Below are 17273 nucleotides of genomic sequence, written 5' to 3' on the forward strand. Positions count from 1 at the left end.
GTGGCTGATCATCCTCTCAGACCAGCTAGGGATCGTCGCCTAGGTGAGCCTTTACCCCACCTACTAGCTAATCCCACCTGGGCCAATCTTGGCGCGAGAGGTCCGAAGAGCCCCCTCTTTGGTCCGTAGACGTTATGCGGTATTAGCTATCGTTTCCAATAGTTATCCCCCACACCAAGGCATGTTCCCAGGCATTACTCACCCGTCCGCCGCTYGTCAGCAAAAGAAGCAAGCTTCTTCTCTGTTACCGCTCGACTTGCATGTGTTAGGCCTGCCGCCAGCGTTCAATCTGAGCCATGATCAAACTCTTCAATTAAAAGTGTTTGCTGCTATAAATAGCGGCTCAATGAAATACTGTATATTCATTACCGAAGTAATGAATGAATTGACTGTGCCGAATCTTACGATTCGATTTGGTCACTCAGTTTCATTGATAATTCTTTTGTTGACTATCATTTCACGAGTGCCCACACAGATTGCATGGTCAAATTGTTAAAGAACAATACTGACTTACGTCACCGGCTAGCGCCGTTGTCCGTGTCAGTGAGGCGGCATTATAGAGACTTAGAACACACTGACAAGTGTTTTTTTTAAAAAAAATATCACCTGATGGTTATTTCAGCTAATGTGAGATAACTGCCTCTAAATTCAACATTAGAGGAACGTCACATTCACTTGCTAGCAATTCTAAGGCAATGAAAGTAATATCAATGTGATTCTGTTGTTAAAATAACCAATAGCGCCTTCTTTTTACCCATTTTCTGACGATGTAGTTTTATATATGAAATTATCCAATCAAACTTTATTACCGGTCCTCGCAGTCGCCATTGCCGGAGGCATAGTTTTTAGCTTCCTCCCTCTACCTCCTGGCATAGCCTTTGCGTTAGGTGCTTTATGCACTGCCTTTATTTTACCGCTTATACCTACCACTCCCAAAACAACCTCTCTAGAAGAAGAAAACTCTCAGGCAAGTAAGACACTCTATGTCGGCAATCTGCCCTACCGTGCCAATGAAAACGAAGTTAATCAATTATTCGCTGAGCATGGTGAAGTGTTTGCTGTTCGTCTAATGAAAGACAAGCGCACTGGAAAAAGACGGGGGTTTGGTTTTGTTGTAATGAGCAGTAAAGATGCTGACAATGCTATCGAACAACTGAATAACAAAGAATATGGTCAACGCACGCTGAAGGTTCGAGAGGCTAACGATCCGAAGAGCGAGGATAATGCAGAGATCTAGTCGCCTGTAGATGTATTTGTTGTAAACTTCGATTCAGTGCCACCAATTCTCTTCCGGTGGCACTGTTGTATGTATAATTCAGTGCATTTTCACCATCTTCTTCCGCAATGTCACCCAATAATGCTTTCACTCTATTAGCAATCGCTTTACCTGAATCGATAATCTGAATCGGCACCTGAAATACCGCAATAATCTCATCTCTAATCAATGGGAAATGAGTACAACCCAGTACAATACTATCCACTTGATCTTGCCAAGGTCTGAGAATGTCACCAAGTTCAGCCATAGGAACGGAATGTCCTCTCAGTTTCTGCTCAGCCATTTCAACTAACCGCGTTGAACCAATGCGTAATACTTCACAATCACTGGCAAATTGATTGATCAAGGCATTGGTATATTCTCGTTGAATCGTCGCCGGAGTGGCCAGTAAACCAATCACTTTTCGCTGACTGACTAAAGCGGCAGGTTTGATCGCAGGGACAACACCAACCACTGGAATAGTCAATATACTCCGTAATGTTGGCAATACCACTGTACTGGCGGTATTACAGGCGATAACAACTAAATCCACCTGATGCCGTTCAACCAACAAGGAAACAATATGCTGAGTGCGTGCTATAAGCTCAGATTCAGGTAATTCGCCATAAGGAAAGGCAGCATCATCGAAGGCATAGATATACTGAACCTTGGGCAATTGAGCGTAAATTTCTTGGTATACTGACAAACCACCGACACCAGAATCAAAAATCAATACCCGCTTCACTATCTAACCTATCAATAATGCTAATGTAGAAAGTTCATGATACTGCTAAACACTGTAAGCACCAAAAATCTCCCGCATTATTTCTCATATAATGTGTAGCGCTGGTAGTGAAAGCGAGGCTGCTGATCAATAGCTGTAAGGGATAGCTTTAACTCGCCGTTAAAGCAAGGTGCTTGAACCACCAAAGTATGAAATTCCCCGTCTTCACCGCATGGGTCAACGCCGGCTGGGAGCGATTCAATGAAGGTATGACTATACCATTGGCCACAATAACGACCATCAAGCTGACTCGTATCTACCGTAGCAACCAAAGTTCGGATCCCACAATCGATAATTTCTCTGGCCAAACTATGACTGTGCTCTCCCATCAGCGGGAACACACATTGCCAGCCTGCGGGTTCAATATAGCTACGACGATATTCAGCAATCCCATTACAAAACATATCGCCAAATGCAACCGCCTCTATGTTTAACCCACTTTGACGCAGCCCATTGATCACTAATGACTGATAGATGTCATTCGGCGGAAAAACAGTAGGCAATGCAATTTCAATTAATGGCAAACCCACCAACCTAGCTTGCTCTCGAACAACCGCTATCGGCGTTGCCTGAAAAGGCACTTCATCGACCAAATATGTGGTATATAAACCAACCACCTCATAATTAGGATCGTTGAGTAGCCGGATCAATGTCAGTGTTGCGTCTTTACCAGAAGACCAACTGACTACGGTTTTTATCGCTGACATACATTCCTTCAAAAAAGCCACCCGAAGGTGGCTTAGTGATAAGTTTAGAACTGATACGTGACGGTCGCGTAGTAACTACGCTCCTGAACGTTATAGGTATCTCTTAAGGTATACGCTTCGTCGAATACGTTAGCAATACGTCCTCGAAGTACAATATTGTCATTCAAGAAATAGCTCGCCGCGACATCAACCAACACATACGCATCCAAGGTTTCTGTATTGGTGCTATCTTCATAACTCTTGCCTTTATAAAGCGCACTCATATCAAATTGCCATTGATCCAGCAAGTAAGCGACATTCCATTTTACACTATGCTTTGCTCGACGGATCAACTGCTTACCAGTCTTAGCATCTTCAGCATCCAGATAGTCGTAGCTAACATCGTGGTATAACGGACCTGTATTAAAATGCGTTGTCAGCTCTAGGCCTTGCAAACGGGCTTCCTCGACATTCATCGGCAACCAGTCACTGAACGGATCACTGCTATCAACTGGCGCCCAAGCAATCAACTGATCAACATCATTACGATAGCCAGTAATACGCCAATCTAACCACGTATGACTACCAGAGAGTGACAGCTCATAATTGGTCGACTCCTCAGGCTTAAGTTCTGGATTACCTGAGTCCGGCCAATAGAAATCATTAAAGGTTGGTGCTTTAAAACCAGTACCTGCGCTAGCTGATAATTGGTAACTCTCTAAAAATGAATAAGCAGCAGCAACCAACCAAGTAGTATTGGTTCCGTAACTATCATTATCATCTGTACGCAGGCTACCCTCTAATTGTACATCCCCCGCACGATAGACTGTATTAATATAAGCTGCGGCGTTATCGCGCTGATCTTCTTCATAAACAGTTGTACTGTTAGAGACTGAATCACGATAAAACTCAAGCCCACCGCCCAAGCCCAGTTGCTGATTAAACTGGTAGTGATTCTGCCAATTGGCCAGTAAGCGATCGGTTTTAATTTCACTGCCGGACACTCCCTGACTATTATTTTGGGCTTTATCCTGATTGTGCGCCACCGTCACTGCACTGATGAAGTCATCACGCACATACCCAATTTTCGCAGCTATATTATACAAACTACTGTCGGTATAAGCGCCAAGAGCGCCATAGCCATCATCATAGTCAGCCTTACCATCATGGTAGTAACCCTGCAAGCTCAGCTGCCAATTTTCATTAATGGCCGTGCCGACTTCTGCAACCACATTGTGACTGTCAAAGCCGTCATCATCCTGCTCAAACGGTAACTGGCGTGCGGAGAAACCATCCGCCTGCTCTGTTTTCACCGCCAATTTTCCCCAACTATTTTGTCCTAGTGCGCCAGCAACTGAACCACTGAGCTGGGTATAACCATCACTACCAACACCAGCAGTTACTTGCGCCTGCTGCTCATCAGGCTGATAGTCTGTAATGATATTAAGTACACCACCAATGGCATCCGAACCATATAGCGCAGCCCGTGAGCCACGAATAAATTCAATTCGCTCAACCCCGGTTAACGGGATCTGGCTGAAATCGGCACTACCCAATGTCGCACTACCAATTCGTACCCCATTAATCATGACCAGTAAATGCTTAGAAGAGGTCCCTCGAACATACACTTCCGTGTTCTGACCATAACCACCAGATACAACTTGAATGCCAGGAAGGCGACGCAAAACTTCTGCCAGAGACTTCGCTTGAATGGCATCAATATCTTCTTTGGTCACGACGGAGACAGGTGCAATGACCTCTTTGAGGGGTTGTTCGAATCGGTTCGCGGTGATGACCATGACTTCATCAGCTGAAATTTGGGCGGCAGCAAGATTGGGCAGGCACAACGGCGCCAACGCCACTGCTAAAAGCGTTTTTTTCATTATATGGATACCTTAAGTCGCGTCGATTACTGAGTAGCTTTTCTACTCGGTACACTGGTCGGTCTTCGGACTTAAGAGCATGGTTGAACAACCACCTAGGCAACAACTTCCCACTTCAATCAATGGTATTGCACCATCTACAGAAGCAGTGTTTAGAACTAACGTCCATGTGCTTTCGTTCTCTATCACCGCTGCGCGTCAGTCGCGGATTTCCACCGCGTTCCCTAGCCTGAGTTCAGGCAAACCAGCGCAAGACGCATGCTAATTATCCTCTTTGTTATTGTCTAGTAAGATTTACCATATATGAGAAAATATCGCCCCTTTCAACATTTTTCTCTGGCTGAACACTGGACATCAGTCAACAATACAATAAAATCGGCGCTCTTATTTTGAGCAGCTTAAGGCAACCACTATGGCATCCACCGACATTAATCCAGCTGAGTACCAAACACAGCTAGATGAAAAAGCAGCGCGTATTCAAAATATCTTTGCCGATTTTGAAACCCCTGAGCTTGAGGTGTTTGCCTCTCCTGCCGAACACTACCGTATGCGTGCTGAGTTTCGCGTCTGGCATGAAGGTGATGAGCTGTACTACATCATGTTCAATCAGGAAACCCACGAAAAATACCGTGTTGATCAGTTCCCAGCAGCCAGTCGGTTAATCAATGACATGATGCCACTGCTGATTGAGGCGCTAAAACCGGTAAAAGCCCTTCGCCACAAACTGTTTCAGGTTGATTTCTTATCAACGCTAAGCGGTGAGATTCTGGTCTCAATGCTATACCACCGCCAGCTTGATGACGCGTGGATTGCAGAAGCAAAAGCACTAAAACAGCGCCTGAACGATGAAGGCTTCAAACTGAACTTCATCGGTCGAGCTCGTAAACAAAAAATCGTTTTGGACCAAGAGTTTGTTATTGAAAAGCTGAAGGTCAACGAACAAGTTCTAACGTATAAGCAAGTCGAAAACAGCTTTACTCAACCAAATGGTGAAGTGGCGACAAAAATGTTGGAATGGGCCGTTGACTGTACGCAGGATAGCGAAGGTGACTTATTGGAACTTTACTGTGGTAACGGTAACTTCTCTCTGGCGCTAGCCAAGAACTTCGAGCGCGTCCTCGCAACTGAACTGGCTAAACCATCCGTTGACTCCGCACAGTACAATATTGCCGTTAACAATATCGACAATGTCCAGATCATCAGGATGTCAGCAGAAGACTTTACCGATGCAATGGAAGGCCGTCGTGAGTTCCGCCGCCTGAAAGATCAAAATGTCGATCTACAGAGCTACAACTGCAACACAATCTTTGTCGATCCACCACGATCCGGCATGGACGAAGGTACTTGCCGTATGGTGCAAGGCTATGACCGCATCATGTACATTTCATGCAACCCGGACACTCTGAAAGAGAATCTGGCCATTTTAAACGAAACGCACCATATCACCCGTTTTGCTCTGTTTGACCAATTCCCCTATACCCATCACATGGAAGCGGGTGTACTGCTAGAAAGACGATAATTTCATCACGATCAAAAAAGGCGCCTCAGGCGCCTTTTTTATAGCATAACAACCGCTAGGTGCTAAACCTATGCATCAGCCTTTGGTGACATAATACCCAGCTTATAAGCTACCCAGAAGAGTAATCCCAAGCAGATTATCAGCGGTAAAAAGTTTGACCCCATTTCAGGTAAGGCGGCGCGCAAAAATGCGGAATAACCAAATGCACCGACCAAGAAACAAGCAAAAGCGATAGCTGGTGTGCCATCTGCCATGGGTTTACTCAGGTATTCTTGATACAAGCAGTACGCCGCCAATGCAAACGCAATCACTGGGAAAATAGAAAACGAAACAGCACCAGATGTTAACACTGCTAAAGTGGCATTACCGCACAGGCCGGCAAGCAATGATAATACGAGAGTTTTTCGTTCAGCTTTAATTTGTTCCTTGTTCATATCCATTCACCAACATAACGAAGTTAGAGTTTCAGCCTGAGCTCACGACGCTCACGCTCTTTTCGGTACCAGTAGGCACCCTTTGCAATCATCCGCAATTGCATAATTAATCTTTCAGCATGCTCACCACGAGCATGACTATCTAAGTCTAGCGCCTCCGCACCCGAGCTAAACACCAAGGTTACTGATGCCTCCGCCTGCGTGTAGGCTTCTTCATGGGTGACTCCTGTTTTTGCGACCAGATACTCTGTCAGCTCTGCCACAAAATGCTGAATTTCACGAGCCACCGCCGCCCTGAATGCTGGCGATGTTCCGGAACGTTCACGTAACAACAACCGAAACACGTTCGGACTGCTATCTATAAACTCCATAAAGGTTTCAACGGAGGTGCGGATCACGCTGCCTTCTTTGGCTATGCGCTGACGAGCCTGACGCATCAACTGACGTAAAATCAAACCGCCTTCATCCACCATCGTCAAACCGAGCTCATCCATATCTTTGAAGTGACGGTAAAATGAAGTCGGTGCAATCCCGGCTTCTCTGGCCACTTCCCGCAAACTAAGATTTGAAAAGCTGCGTTCGGCACTTAATTGGTTAAATGCTGCATCAATCAGTGAGCGGCGAGTTTTTTCTTTCTGCTGAGCCCTGATACCCATGGGTTTTTTGTTTCTCTTTGAATTATCTTGCGTCAAGGTTATTGTCACTATACGCGCTTTTTCACGGCCATCAAAACATAGTAATTGCTGGCTGGTGCGGAATCAAAGCCTGAACGTTGAGTTTACCTACTGGCTCACAAACTCTAACCAAACGTCAAGCATCAGCAAAAGCACCAACGACCTCCAACTTTTAACTGTTATTGCCATCAACAACGTGATCCTTCCCTCTATATGACCGCAGATAGATTCTACCTGCCTTTGTAAAAAGTTAATATAACAAAACGATAATGTTGCAAAGATGATAAGAAGGGTTAAGCATGACCACAAGTAAACATTCCACTACCCAACATTTTGATGCCATTATTATTGGCAGTGGTCCTGGTGGTGAAGGCGCCGCAATGGGATTAACCAAAGCCGGTTTCAATGTCGCCATCATCGAACGAGAAGAAAGTGTTGGAGGCGGCTGTACCCATTGGGGAACCATTCCATCCAAAGCCCTGCGCCATGCTGTTAGCCGGATCATTGAATACAACCAGAACCCCCTCTATGGCAAAAACAACGCCACCTTACACAGCACATTTAGCCAAATTCTTGGACATGCTCAGGATGTAATCAACAAACAAACCCGAATGCGTCAAGGCTTTTACGATCGCAATCAGTGCACTATCATTTTCGGTGAAGCCAGTTTTACGGGCTCCCACACTATTGCTGTAACGAAACCCGATGGCAGCGTTGAATACTACAGTGCCGATCAGTTTGTGATTGCAACGGGCTCTCGCCCTTACCAGCCAAATAATGTTGATTTCAACCATGCTCGGATCTACGACAGTGATTCCATCCTCCAACTGAAACACGACCCACGCCATATCATAATCTACGGAGCAGGCGTTATTGGCAGTGAGTATGCGTCTATCTTCCGTGGGCTGGGAGTCAAGGTTGATCTTATCAATACCCGTGATCGACTCTTAGAGTTTCTCGACAATGAAATTTCCGACTCGCTCTCTTATCACTTTTGGAACAGTGGGGTAATGATCCGCAATGGTGAAGCCTATGAGCACATTGAAGGGACGAAAGATGGTGTGATCTTACATCTGCAGTCAGGTAAAAAAATGCGTGCCGATTGCTTGCTCTACGCTAATGGCCGAACGGGTAATACCGACCGGCTTCATCTGGACAATGTCGGTCTCAACCCAGATTCTCGTGGGCAACTCAAGGTTAATCAAAATTACCGAACGGACATTGAGCACGTGTATACTGTTGGAGATGTCATTGGCTACCCTAGCCTCGCCAGCGCTGCCTATGATCAAGGCCGCTTTGTCGCACAGGCTATCGCCTATGGTGCTGCAGAAGGCCAGTTAATTGACCATATACCCACCGGGATTTACACCATACCCGAAATCAGTTCTGTCGGAAAAACCGAGCAAGAACTTACGGCAGAGAAAGTGCCCTATGAGGTTGGTCGCTCACAGTTCAAACATCTGGCCCGAGCACAAATTGCAGGCACCGAGGTCGGCAGTCTAAAAATTCTATTTCATCGAGAAACGAAGAAAATCCTCGGTATCCACTGTTTTGGCGAGCGGGCTGCCGAGATCATTCATATCGGGCAAGCCATCATGGAGCAAAAAGGCGAAGGCAATAATATAAATTATTTTGTCAATACGACGTTTAACTACCCAACGATGGCCGAAGCCTTCCGCGTAGCTGCACTCAATGGCCTAAATCGACTATTTTAATATTAATAATAAAAACGGAGCATCGAGCTCCGTTTTTTACATGGTTAATTTATACTGATAAGCCGGTTATCTGGCGTCAATATCGATGCCCACGGCAATGACTCATCACCCAAAGTGATGAAGTTTGGATTTTCCAGTGTGTCGCGTTGGTTATAAGACAACGGTGACAGATGTGTATTCAAAATCCGTCCACCCGCCTCTTCAACAATACACTCAGTAGCAGCCGTATCCCATTCTCCAGTAGGCCCCAAACGCAAGTAGCAATCAACGACACCTTCCGCCACTAAGCAAGATTTCAAGGCCGCGGATCCCAATGGAACCAACTCATAGTTCAGAGCGGGATCCAGCCTGTTGGTGATCATCCCAATATCCTGCCGACGGCTGATAGCGACCGCGAGAGATTGGGTTGGTAGTTCATATTTATGAGTTGATATTCGGACTGACTCGCCTTCTGGGGTGGTTTTCCAGGCGCCTTTACCTTGATAAGCATAATAAGCAACACCTGAAACTGGCGCATAGACGACACCCATTATTGGTTTATGGTTATCGACCAAGGCGATAATCGTGGCAAAATCACCACTGCCCGCAATAAACTCCTGTGTACCATCAAGCGGATCCACCAGCCAGTAACGCGACCAACCTCTCCGCTCTGACAAGGGGATCTCTGCATCTTCTTCAGAAAGTACCGGGATATCTGGCGTCAACGCAGACAAACGAGTAACAACCAGCTTATGTGCGGCTAAATCTGCACTGGTGACAGGTGTATTATCTTGTTTAATGTGCTTTTCAAACTGGCCTCGCTGATAAATATCTAAAATCACCTGCCCAGATTCACGTGCGATATCAATAACCTTGGGTAATAGACTCGATAAATCCATCTCCGCTCCTATTGTGACAGCTGTTGAAGGGCGAGAAACAAGGCAGCAATGCTTCTTGCTTCGGCAAAATCAAGATGAGTAAGCAGTTCTTCAGCTTGATTGAGAGGCCAGCGAACAACCTCTAATGGCTCAGGCTCATCGCCTTCAAGTTGCTCTGCATACAGGTCTTGAGCCAAAAACAACGTCATCCGACTGGAAAAATATGAAGGGGCCAAAACCACTTCTTTCAATGGTCGTAATGTTTGAGCGCCAAACCCAATTTCTTCTTTCAGCTCTCGGTTTGCGGCCTCAGCGGCTGATTCCCCTTCATCTACCAAGCCTTTAGGAAATCCCAATTCATAACGTTCAGTGCCAACCGAGTATTCGCGGATCAGTAAAAGATCCCCTTCTGCCGTTACTGGCACAATCAGCACCGCATGGCGGCCAGACGGTTTCATCCGTTCATAGGTTCGCTCAATACCATTGGAAAAACGTAAATCAACGGACTCGATTTGAAACAATTGAGACTGAGCAACCACTTCGGTTGCCAAAATTTTAGGTTTGTTGTTATCCGCAGCCATGCAATATCCTGTCGTAATACGGGTCACTACAACGGGTAATGACCCAGACAATAAGCTCTATTAAATGGTAATAGGCAGGTGAAATAAAGCACTTTATAAGCGGCCGCTATAATTGATTTTATATTGCCCTTTCGGGTCCGGACTGCCTAACCACTTAAGCTGCTGAGCTAATTGCGCCGGAAACTCGGCACCGGGCTTAAACCAACCAGCTAAAGTATAGGAATTACCCGGTGCCAATGTGGCCTGCCATTCACTTGATACGTCCGCCGAAGACTGATCAACGGTTGCCAGTACCTTGCCTTGGTCACACGATAAATCTGCAATCACCGGCCCCGGCTTCAATCCGCCTAGCGGCGAGGATACCTGCCCGGCGGTCCAGGCTAACGCCCCATCAAGTTGTTCACAATATGGCTGAGCAAACTGATAGCTGCGTAACGTCAGCTCTAGGTTACCGGCAACCGTAATAGGCAATGCCATTGGCGCAAATCTCAAGGCCTCTTTGGCTGGCATAGAGAGCAATAAATTTTCGGCAAACGGCCCCGAGCTGCGATAACCTATCCCACCACGTCCGGAAAGCCCCATATCGCCCCCCTTACCAAAACGCACATCCAGCTGAATTTTCCCTGTGAACAATGACCAAAGGTTCATATCCCACTGTAGACGGCCAAAATTTTTACCTTGCCAACGAACCTGACTTGCCGCTCCCTGCCAAGGGGTACCATGGATCCCCGACACCTCTAACCCACGCACAGCGGGTGCGTGTTGCCATAACCAACTCGCCGGAATATGGGCCACTAAGCTCCCTGCCAGCACAACACCAAATGAGGTGCCCAATAACAATTTATACTTCACACTCACCCCCGCCCCAACTGCAAGCGGTTAACTTCAACCATGCCAGCCTGATCTGTTTTTGATATATCCAGAAACTGCGCATCAATTCCATGTTCATCACGCAAAAACGCCAACCAATTGATCAAGGTATTGAACGGCAGGGGTTTAACCCACACCTGTACGGCCTCACTACGGGGTTGCATCCGGATCAACTCAATACGAAACCGACGGGTCGTTTCATTGATCACTTGGTTTAGGCCTTTATCACTCACAGAACCCGTCGATCCCGTCGTACCACGCAATGCCGTGATCTCATCGGCTTTGGTGGTAACCCAACCCAGCAACTGGCGTTCACTCTGCAAACGGCGCTCAGCATTATCAGCCGAATGGGCCAAAGGTTGCCAAATTCCCCAATACAGCCCAGCAATCAGCAGGGAAATTCCCCCGACCAATACCAGTCGCTGTTCACGTGAATTCAACCCTATCCACCAGGCCTTCATGATTTTCTCCTTAGCACGATAGCGCCGCTTACTTGATTGCCATCCCGATTTAACTGCCCTTGCTCTACCGTAAATTGGTCAATCAGCAACGTTCGTAACTGCTCAAAGTGCTGGAATTCAGCGGCCACAGCCTGAAATCGTATTTCCTCTCGATTCTGATCATACTTTACGTTCTGCACTGTTAACTGTGGGACTTGGGATAACATTGGTTGTAACTGTGCCAGCCACGGCAATAAACCACCATTACCACTTCCGCCCCCCAAACGCGTCATTTCACTGTTCATCTGACGTTTCAGGTAACTCTGTGATGGTACACGCTTAAACTGGGGCAGAACCTGACGGAATATGCGTTCGCTTTCCGCTTTATAAACCGACGCCTGTTTGTCCATAGCCTGCACTGAAACGACATGTTCAACCACCACCGTCGTCAACAGCAATCCAGCGGCAATCGCAACCTTACGCCATGGTTTTAAGTGCTTTCGCCAGGCAGGCTGTGCTTTATAAACACCCGATAACAAGTTCACTTTGTTACTGGTCACCCCTTGCGCCAGTAACTGCATTACCAATTCTGGCGTTTCTGCCTTCCACTGCCCTGGCATGCCTGCAGGGGCTGGGGTGTAGTGGTGGATCACCAGTTCCGGCGCCGCCTGTTGTTGAGCCTGTTCCGCGTCATCCGAACGGTCTGTATCATCATCAATATCATCTGCGACCGTCGGTGCTTGCTGCAATGCCAGCCAAGTGCCAAGCCAAGCGAGCTCCGCGCCAACGCCTTGTACCTCCGACTGCCGAATCAGCCATTGCCCGTCAATTTCTGCTGCTGAGTAACCCGGATCAAACAGCGGGAGACACAAGCAATCTGGCACCAAAGCCTTCACGTCTATCCCTGCATTTGTCAACGCTAACAACCACCCCTCGACCTTACGGTGCTCAATAATGGCAACGTGAGCTATATCACCCGTTTTCTGGAGTAAATGCACATGTAAGTTATCAACATCCTGTGCCAGCTCTTCTTCGAGCAAAAAAGGCAGTACTGTCGCTAACTGACGGCTGCTACCCGCAGGAATCGCCACTTGAGTCATCAGCACATCACTGGCCGGGACCAATGCATACACTGCTCGCTGAGCGGCATAGTCGGCAATCTCCTCAAGCTGGCTGATATCTTGCAGCTGACCCGATGCGATCACTTCTTGTTGTTGTGGCGACCAGACAAGCCATTGCACCGGCTGATCAGCACGGCTATTTAGCCTGATTGTCAGAAATTCGCTCACTAATTCCTCCATAACGGCGACGGACGACCGTCACCTTGTCTTCACTATCTCGCTTGAGCAAGGCCACTAGCCGAACCCGGGATCTATCCACCAAAATTTCGGTGTCTAATTGAAAATAGTCACTGGTCACCGCCAGATGCTCTTTAACCTGTTTTTTCACCTCGGCATCCATCGCAACTAACTGTGATTCGGCAAAAAAATCATCCACACTTGCCCAACCATCATAAGGCCGTTCCTTGATCAAAGCCTGAGCATCTGACAAAGACAACTGCGGTGTAAATAAACCGACCAGGACGGCAGCCTGCGGCTCATTAATGGTGTTCACATTCACAACCAAAGTATTCGTCGGGATAGCGCACAGTACTGGCATTGCTTTTTTATAAATATCAGCAGAGACACCGTTAATGGCTCGAAACTCACTGATGTCAGCCATCATATCTCGCGGAGGAAGATACGGCGGACGGAACCCTTCATAGGTACTATCACCCGCGCCGAAGGGGGCGATGACCGCCTCTTCCGGATCAACATATTCCCAACTGGAGTCTGCCACCACTTCAGCATCATAACTTTCAACACCCACTTCTTCTAAAGTGGCCTGCAGAGCCTTAACTAAATACGGCTTATTGCTCCGATCTGTCATAGGCTTAACGCCCAACAGAGCATTGATATTAAAACAGGCCTGACGATCAACAATATCACCAATGGCCTCACCACCGTCCAGCGGATAGCGCTGACCTTGAGTGGCCCAGGCCTGGCTAAGATTGACAGTATCACTGTCATCAATGCCTTGCTGTACCGCCACTTTGCCCAGCTCTTCCATACCCAATGCAAACCAATACGCCTGCTGATTCTGGAGCTGGCTCTCCACCCGATAAAAATTGATGTGCAACCGTTCACTCATCTGTGCCGCCAGTATCGTCATCATCGCCACTAGCAGCAACACGACAATCAACGCTACTCCACGTTGCTGTTTCATGCGGGTCATGACTCTTCGCCCTCAGCATTGAGAGGGGATATCGGCAACATATAAACGCGCTCTATCTCTCCGAAGTCTTTCAAAGTCAGCTGAACGCTCACCCCTTGTGGTAACGCGGCTTTCTTATTCCAGCCATCTGACCATTTTTTATCGCTGTAAAAGCGAAAAGATACCTTCTCAACCCCACTCAAGATGGGACGAACCAGTGCTTCACTGCCGACGACAGTATCCGGATAACGAAACCATACCCGCTCAAGCGTATCGTCCACGACTCGGTAACCGACCTTCACGACCTCACCACGAGGAAACATTTGCTGCGGGTTCTGCCAACCAAGACGAGGGAAAATAATGCCATAGCTGGATGAATCCAATAAGTACTCACTACTTTGCAAAATCTTATCACTTGGTGCTTCACCCTGATTACGAACTTTCCGCGCCACTATCTGACGGAAATCACTATCCATCATCACCAACGCCTGCTGAATTTCCTGTAATCGGGCATTATGCTCGCGGGATTGGGCATCACTGCGCTGCACGCCATTCAACACCTGATAGGCCGACATGCTAAGCGAGGCAAACACCGCAATCGCCACCAATACTTCCAGCAAAGTAAAACCGGACTGCAGGGGCTTCCTTCGGCGATAAGCGGCACCGAGATAAAAAGACTTAGTTCTCAACATAGGTTCTCAGCGTAACGACCGATTTTTTTCGGGCTTCATCTGTTGTAACGGTAACATCTAAGGCGCGGAGGTAACCGTCAGCCGTTTTGGTGCTTTTTATTGACCAGTACCACTCTCGGCCTGCCAGTTCTGATTTACCGCGCTTGACCGAGGTCGGGATCTCACCGGATAAACGAACCTTGGCCAGTTCATTATCCGCCACCATGGCTGCAAAGGTTTTCTCTTCCAGGTAACTTAACGTATTAATATGCTGATTAACCGCATTTATTACACTAAGAGCGGCCACAGCAAAGACAGCTAACGCGACCAACACCTCGAGCAGCGTCATACCACGCTGCTGACATGGATATCGTTTCACGGCTGTTCCTTCTCTTTCAGACTCTCAATGGTCTCTCCCGGCGGTAATAAAAACAGTTGCCCAAGCTCATCAGCCTGTACCCGCCAGAATTCATTCTCGCCATCGACCTCAAATTCAAGGGTAAATGGGGTATATTCCCCACTGGCCATCACAACCACCTGCGGCGGCTTGATTTTGTCTTTATCAGTGTGTTCAGCAAACAAGTCTTCATCAAACAGCGAGCCGGGCTTAAACAAACGATCTTTGTCTTGCCAAGAATAACTGCCGATCTCCACTTCAAGGTGGATAGCATCTGGCATCTCGACCTCAGTGAAAAAACGCGACTCTTTAAGCGGCTGCCAGTCTTGACTGGTTAGCTGAAGAAACTGGTAACGGTTACGCTCTACTCGGATCCCATAATCGGTCCCGTTAAGAAGGGCATCTTCGCCCAACAGCTGAACCAGATGATGAAAGCGCGCAGCTTCCTCCCTGACCGTATCGTCCTTGCTTTCAGGCAAGGTCATGATCACCACCACGGCACTGGATGCTAATAACACCAGCACCAGCAATATTTCAATCAGGGTAAATCCCGCTGCACGCTTGCTCATCATCAGTTATTTGTAGTCCAGCATGTTCCAGTTACCAATATCGGTATTCACCCCGTCACCACCTTCCTGACCATCAGCACCTAAACTGAAAATATCCACATCACCATGCTCACCCGGCATGATGTAATTGTATTCATAACCCCATGGATCTTTAGGTAAGCGCATAATATAGCCGCCATCACGATAGTTACGAGGTTCAGGGCTGGCTGATGGCTTGCTCACTAAGCCCTCTAACCCCTGATCAGTCGTTGGATAAACACTGTTATCCAGCTTATACATCATTAGCGACTGTTCTAAAGCACTGATATCCGTCACCACTTTTTGCTGATCTGCTTTTTCCTTGTTACCTAACAGGTTTGGAACGACCAAACTGGCCAAGACGCCAAGGATGACGATCACGACCATAACTTCCAATAGCGTAAAGCCGCGTTGTTTGCGTTGCATTAAAAAGACCTCCAAAAAATTACATTCCGACCATGTTGTTCAATTCAATGATCGGCATAAGGGTAGCAATAACAATAAACATCACGATGCCTGCCATCGCAACAATCAATAACGGTTCAAACACCCCCAATGCCATATTCACCAGAGATTCAAAATCCCGATCCTGGTTATCTGCCGCACGGGTCAGCATCTGCTCTAATTCACCACTGCGCTCACCACTAGCGATCATATGCAGCATCATTGGCGGAAACAGCTTGGTTTGCTCCAGTGACACCCGCAGACTCGATCCTTCACGGACTTTATCTGACGCTTCACGGATCTGCTTATTCACCCAGGTGTTAGTCATCACATCCGATGCCACTTTCATCCCCTCAAGCAGCGGAATCGCACTGGAGGTACAAATCGAGAGTGTCCGGGCAAAACGGGAGGTATTTAATCCTCTGACCACCTTGCCAATCACGGGTAACTTCATCATCCGACGATCCCACTTGAGACGAAAATCCGGCCGTTTCAGGGCCGTTTTCAGCAAGATGATCAACGACACCCCCAGCAGTACAACCACCAGCCCCCAGTTTTGTACAAAATCACTGGCAGCCAGCAAGACCTCGGTAATGGCAGGTAGCCCTTGTCCCATCTGGACAAACTGATCGACGATTTTCGGCACCACGGTCGCCAACAGGAACGCAACCACTGATACTGCGACCAGCGTCAGCATGGTCGGATAGATCATTGCCTGTTGCAGCTTGCTACGCATCTGCTGACGGTTTTCAGTGTAATCGGCCAAGCGGTTGAGCACCGTATCTAAATGACCCGATTTTTCCCCGGCAGCCACCATCGCTCGGAATAATTGATCAAAAATATGCGGATACTCCGCCATACTGTCCGACAAGGTGTAACCTTCAACCACCCGTGAGCGTACGGCCAGCAACATATTTTTCAGCCGTGGCTTCTCACTCTGCTCAGCGACCGCTTTGATACATTCTTCAAGCGGCATCGATGCTTGCACTAAGGTCGCCAACTGGCGGGTGATCAGTGCGAGCTCATTGGTACTGATCCCTCGCCGTAACTGGAAACCTCCGCTGGCTTTCTTTTTTTCTCGTTCATAGGTCGCGGCCACCTCGACCGGGATCAGTCCCTGCTCACGCAGTTGCTGACGCACCTGACGGGCTGTATCACCTTCGAGCACCCCTTTTTTGTGGCGCCCTTTAGCATCAAGCGCCTTATATTCAAACGCCGCCATT

At 47.6% G+C, this 17273-nt stretch carries 19 protein-coding genes, 1 rRNA gene and 1 riboswitch; of the genes, 3 read left to right on the forward strand and 17 right to left on the reverse strand.

Annotated features, from left to right (window positions below):
• Positions 1-316 (reverse strand): 16S ribosomal RNA (locus tag L4D12_RS14190); the annotation flags it as partial.
• Between the two features lie 465 nt (positions 317-781).
• Between L4D12_RS14190 and L4D12_RS14195 the strand changes: the two genes are divergently transcribed.
• Entirely contained in the window at positions 782-1237 is a 456-nt protein-coding gene (locus L4D12_RS14195; protein WP_428448505.1) for an RNA recognition motif domain-containing protein, read from the forward strand.
• Here the strand turns inward: L4D12_RS14195 and murI are convergent.
• The 3 genes from murI to L4D12_RS14210 form a co-directional block, all read right to left on the reverse strand.
• Entirely contained in the window at positions 1200-2003 is an 804-nt protein-coding gene (gene murI, locus L4D12_RS14200) for a glutamate racemase (protein ID WP_428448586.1), read from the reverse strand. The two genes, L4D12_RS14195 and murI, sit on opposite strands and share 38 nt — an antisense overlap.
• A gap of 74 nt (positions 2004-2077) precedes the next feature.
• Positions 2078-2746, reverse strand: coding sequence for a Dph6-related ATP pyrophosphatase (locus L4D12_RS14205; protein ID WP_428448506.1), 669 nt, complete (start codon positions 2744-2746; stop codon positions 2078-2080).
• Between the two features lie 44 nt (positions 2747-2790).
• On the reverse strand, positions 2791-4608 hold the full coding sequence (locus L4D12_RS14210; protein ID WP_428448507.1) for a TonB-dependent receptor domain-containing protein: 1818 nt from the start codon (positions 4606-4608) through the stop codon (positions 2791-2793).
• Between the two features lie 39 nt (positions 4609-4647).
• Positions 4648-4872, reverse strand: a riboswitch (cobalamin riboswitch).
• A 148-nt stretch (positions 4873-5020) separates the two neighbouring features.
• Here L4D12_RS14210 and trmA point away from each other — a divergent pair.
• A complete protein-coding gene (trmA, locus tag L4D12_RS14215) occupies positions 5021-6127 on the forward strand; it encodes a tRNA (uridine(54)-C5)-methyltransferase TrmA (protein ID WP_428448508.1) in 1107 nt (368 codons plus the stop codon).
• Positions 6128-6195: 68 nt separating this feature from the next.
• Here the strand turns inward: trmA and L4D12_RS14220 are convergent, their stop codons facing one another.
• Both L4D12_RS14220 and fabR read right to left on the reverse strand, forming a co-directional pair.
• A complete protein-coding gene (locus tag L4D12_RS14220; protein WP_428448509.1) occupies positions 6196-6561 on the reverse strand; it encodes a YijD family membrane protein in 366 nt (121 codons plus the stop codon).
• 23 nt (positions 6562-6584) lie between these two features.
• Positions 6585-7217 carry an HTH-type transcriptional repressor FabR gene (gene fabR, locus L4D12_RS14225; protein WP_428448510.1) on the reverse strand — a complete coding sequence of 211 codons (633 nt, stop codon included), beginning with the start codon at positions 7215-7217 and terminating at the stop codon, positions 6585-6587.
• A 317-nt stretch (positions 7218-7534) separates the two neighbouring features.
• Between fabR and sthA the strand changes: the two genes are divergently transcribed.
• Entirely contained in the window at positions 7535-8950 is a 1416-nt protein-coding gene (gene sthA, locus L4D12_RS14230; protein WP_428448511.1) for a Si-specific NAD(P)(+) transhydrogenase, read from the forward strand.
• A 44-nt stretch (positions 8951-8994) separates the two neighbouring features.
• Here the strand turns inward: sthA and cysQ are convergent, their stop codons facing one another.
• The 11 genes from cysQ to gspF all read right to left on the reverse strand — a co-directional run bounded on the left by cysQ (position 8995) and on the right by gspF (position 17272).
• The gene (gene cysQ, locus L4D12_RS14235; RefSeq protein ID WP_428448512.1) at positions 8995-9828 is read right to left on the reverse strand and encodes a 3'(2'),5'-bisphosphate nucleotidase CysQ; all 834 of its coding nucleotides are present in this window, start codon (positions 9826-9828) and stop codon (positions 8995-8997) included.
• Between the two features lie 8 nt (positions 9829-9836).
• The gene (nudE, locus tag L4D12_RS14240; RefSeq protein ID WP_428448513.1) at positions 9837-10388 is read right to left on the reverse strand and encodes an ADP compounds hydrolase NudE; all 552 of its coding nucleotides are present in this window, start codon (positions 10386-10388) and stop codon (positions 9837-9839) included.
• Between the two features lie 93 nt (positions 10389-10481).
• The gene (locus L4D12_RS14245) at positions 10482-11240 is read right to left on the reverse strand and encodes a type II secretion system protein N (RefSeq protein WP_428448514.1); all 759 of its coding nucleotides are present in this window, start codon (positions 11238-11240) and stop codon (positions 10482-10484) included.
• A gap of 2 nt (positions 11241-11242) precedes the next feature.
• A complete protein-coding gene (locus L4D12_RS14250) occupies positions 11243-11719 on the reverse strand; it encodes a type II secretion system protein M (RefSeq protein ID WP_428448515.1) in 477 nt (158 codons plus the stop codon).
• On the reverse strand, positions 11716-12987 hold the full coding sequence (gene gspL / locus L4D12_RS14255) for a type II secretion system protein GspL (RefSeq protein WP_428448516.1): 1272 nt from the start codon (positions 12985-12987) through the stop codon (positions 11716-11718). Before gspL ends, L4D12_RS14250 begins: the two co-directional genes overlap by 4 nt.
• Positions 12956-13963: a type II secretion system minor pseudopilin GspK gene (gene gspK / locus L4D12_RS14260; protein ID WP_428448587.1), complete on the reverse strand. Its 1008-nt coding sequence runs from the start codon at positions 13961-13963 to the stop codon at positions 12956-12958. Before gspK ends, gspL begins: the two co-directional genes overlap by 32 nt.
• Positions 13964-13968: 5 nt before the next feature.
• Positions 13969-14643 carry a type II secretion system minor pseudopilin GspJ gene (gene gspJ / locus L4D12_RS14265; protein ID WP_428448517.1) on the reverse strand — a complete coding sequence of 225 codons (675 nt, stop codon included), beginning with the start codon at positions 14641-14643 and terminating at the stop codon, positions 13969-13971.
• Entirely contained in the window at positions 14630-15001 is a 372-nt protein-coding gene (gspI, locus tag L4D12_RS14270; protein ID WP_428448518.1) for a type II secretion system minor pseudopilin GspI, read from the reverse strand. The genes gspJ and gspI overlap by 14 nt, the downstream gene beginning before the upstream one ends.
• Positions 14998-15588, reverse strand: a complete 591-nt coding sequence (gspH, locus tag L4D12_RS14275; protein WP_428448588.1) for a type II secretion system minor pseudopilin GspH — start codon at positions 15586-15588, stop codon at positions 14998-15000. The genes gspI and gspH overlap by 4 nt, the downstream gene beginning before the upstream one ends.
• Positions 15589-15594: 6 nt before the next feature.
• Positions 15595-16032 (reverse strand): type II secretion system major pseudopilin GspG, encoded by a 438-nt coding sequence (gene gspG / locus L4D12_RS14280; protein WP_428448519.1) that lies wholly within the window; start codon positions 16030-16032, stop codon positions 15595-15597.
• A 19-nt stretch (positions 16033-16051) separates the two neighbouring features.
• Positions 16052-17272: a type II secretion system inner membrane protein GspF gene (gene gspF / locus L4D12_RS14285; protein ID WP_428448520.1), complete on the reverse strand. Its 1221-nt coding sequence runs from the start codon at positions 17270-17272 to the stop codon at positions 16052-16054.
• Between the last annotated feature and the right edge of the window lies 1 nt (position 17273).

This window comes from Photobacterium nomapromontoriensis, from assembly GCF_050336815.1.
GTDB classification, from domain to species: Bacteria; Pseudomonadota; Gammaproteobacteria; order Enterobacterales; family Vibrionaceae; genus Photobacterium; species Photobacterium nomapromontoriensis.

Excerpts from the sequence above, each read along its gene's own strand:
- L4D12_RS14195 (WP_428448505.1), top strand. The coding sequence starts at position 782 with ATGAAATTATCCAATCAAACTTTATTACCGGTCCTCGCAGTCGCCATT.
- L4D12_RS14205 (WP_428448506.1), bottom strand. The coding sequence starts at position 2,746 with ATGTCAGCGATAAAAACCGTAGTCAGTTGGTCTTCTGGTAAAGACGCA.
- L4D12_RS14210 (WP_428448507.1), bottom strand. The coding sequence starts at position 4,608 with ATGAAAAAAACGCTTTTAGCAGTGGCGTTGGCGCCGTTGTGCCTGCCC.
- trmA (WP_428448508.1), top strand. The coding sequence starts at position 5,021 with ATGGCATCCACCGACATTAATCCAGCTGAGTACCAAACACAGCTAGAT.
- L4D12_RS14220 (WP_428448509.1), bottom strand. The coding sequence starts at position 6,561 with ATGAACAAGGAACAAATTAAAGCTGAACGAAAAACTCTCGTATTATCA.
- fabR (WP_428448510.1), bottom strand. The coding sequence starts at position 7,217 with ATGGGTATCAGGGCTCAGCAGAAAGAAAAAACTCGCCGCTCACTGATT.
- sthA (WP_428448511.1), top strand. The coding sequence starts at position 7,535 with ATGACCACAAGTAAACATTCCACTACCCAACATTTTGATGCCATTATT.
- cysQ (WP_428448512.1), bottom strand. The coding sequence starts at position 9,828 with ATGGATTTATCGAGTCTATTACCCAAGGTTATTGATATCGCACGTGAA.
- nudE (WP_428448513.1), bottom strand. The coding sequence starts at position 10,388 with ATGGCTGCGGATAACAACAAACCTAAAATTTTGGCAACCGAAGTGGTT.
- L4D12_RS14250 (WP_428448515.1), bottom strand. The coding sequence starts at position 11,719 with ATGAAGGCCTGGTGGATAGGGTTGAATTCACGTGAACAGCGACTGGTA.
- gspK (WP_428448587.1), bottom strand. The coding sequence starts at position 13,963 with ATGAAACAGCAACGTGGAGTAGCGTTGATTGTCGTGTTGCTGCTAGTG.
- gspJ (WP_428448517.1), bottom strand. The coding sequence starts at position 14,643 with ATGTTGAGAACTAAGTCTTTTTATCTCGGTGCCGCTTATCGCCGAAGG.
- gspH (WP_428448588.1), bottom strand. The coding sequence starts at position 15,588 with ATGAGCAAGCGTGCAGCGGGATTTACCCTGATTGAAATATTGCTGGTG.
- gspG (WP_428448519.1), bottom strand. The coding sequence starts at position 16,032 with ATGCAACGCAAACAACGCGGCTTTACGCTATTGGAAGTTATGGTCGTG.
- gspF (WP_428448520.1), bottom strand. The coding sequence starts at position 17,272 with ATGGCGGCGTTTGAATATAAGGCGCTTGATGCTAAAGGGCGCCACAAA.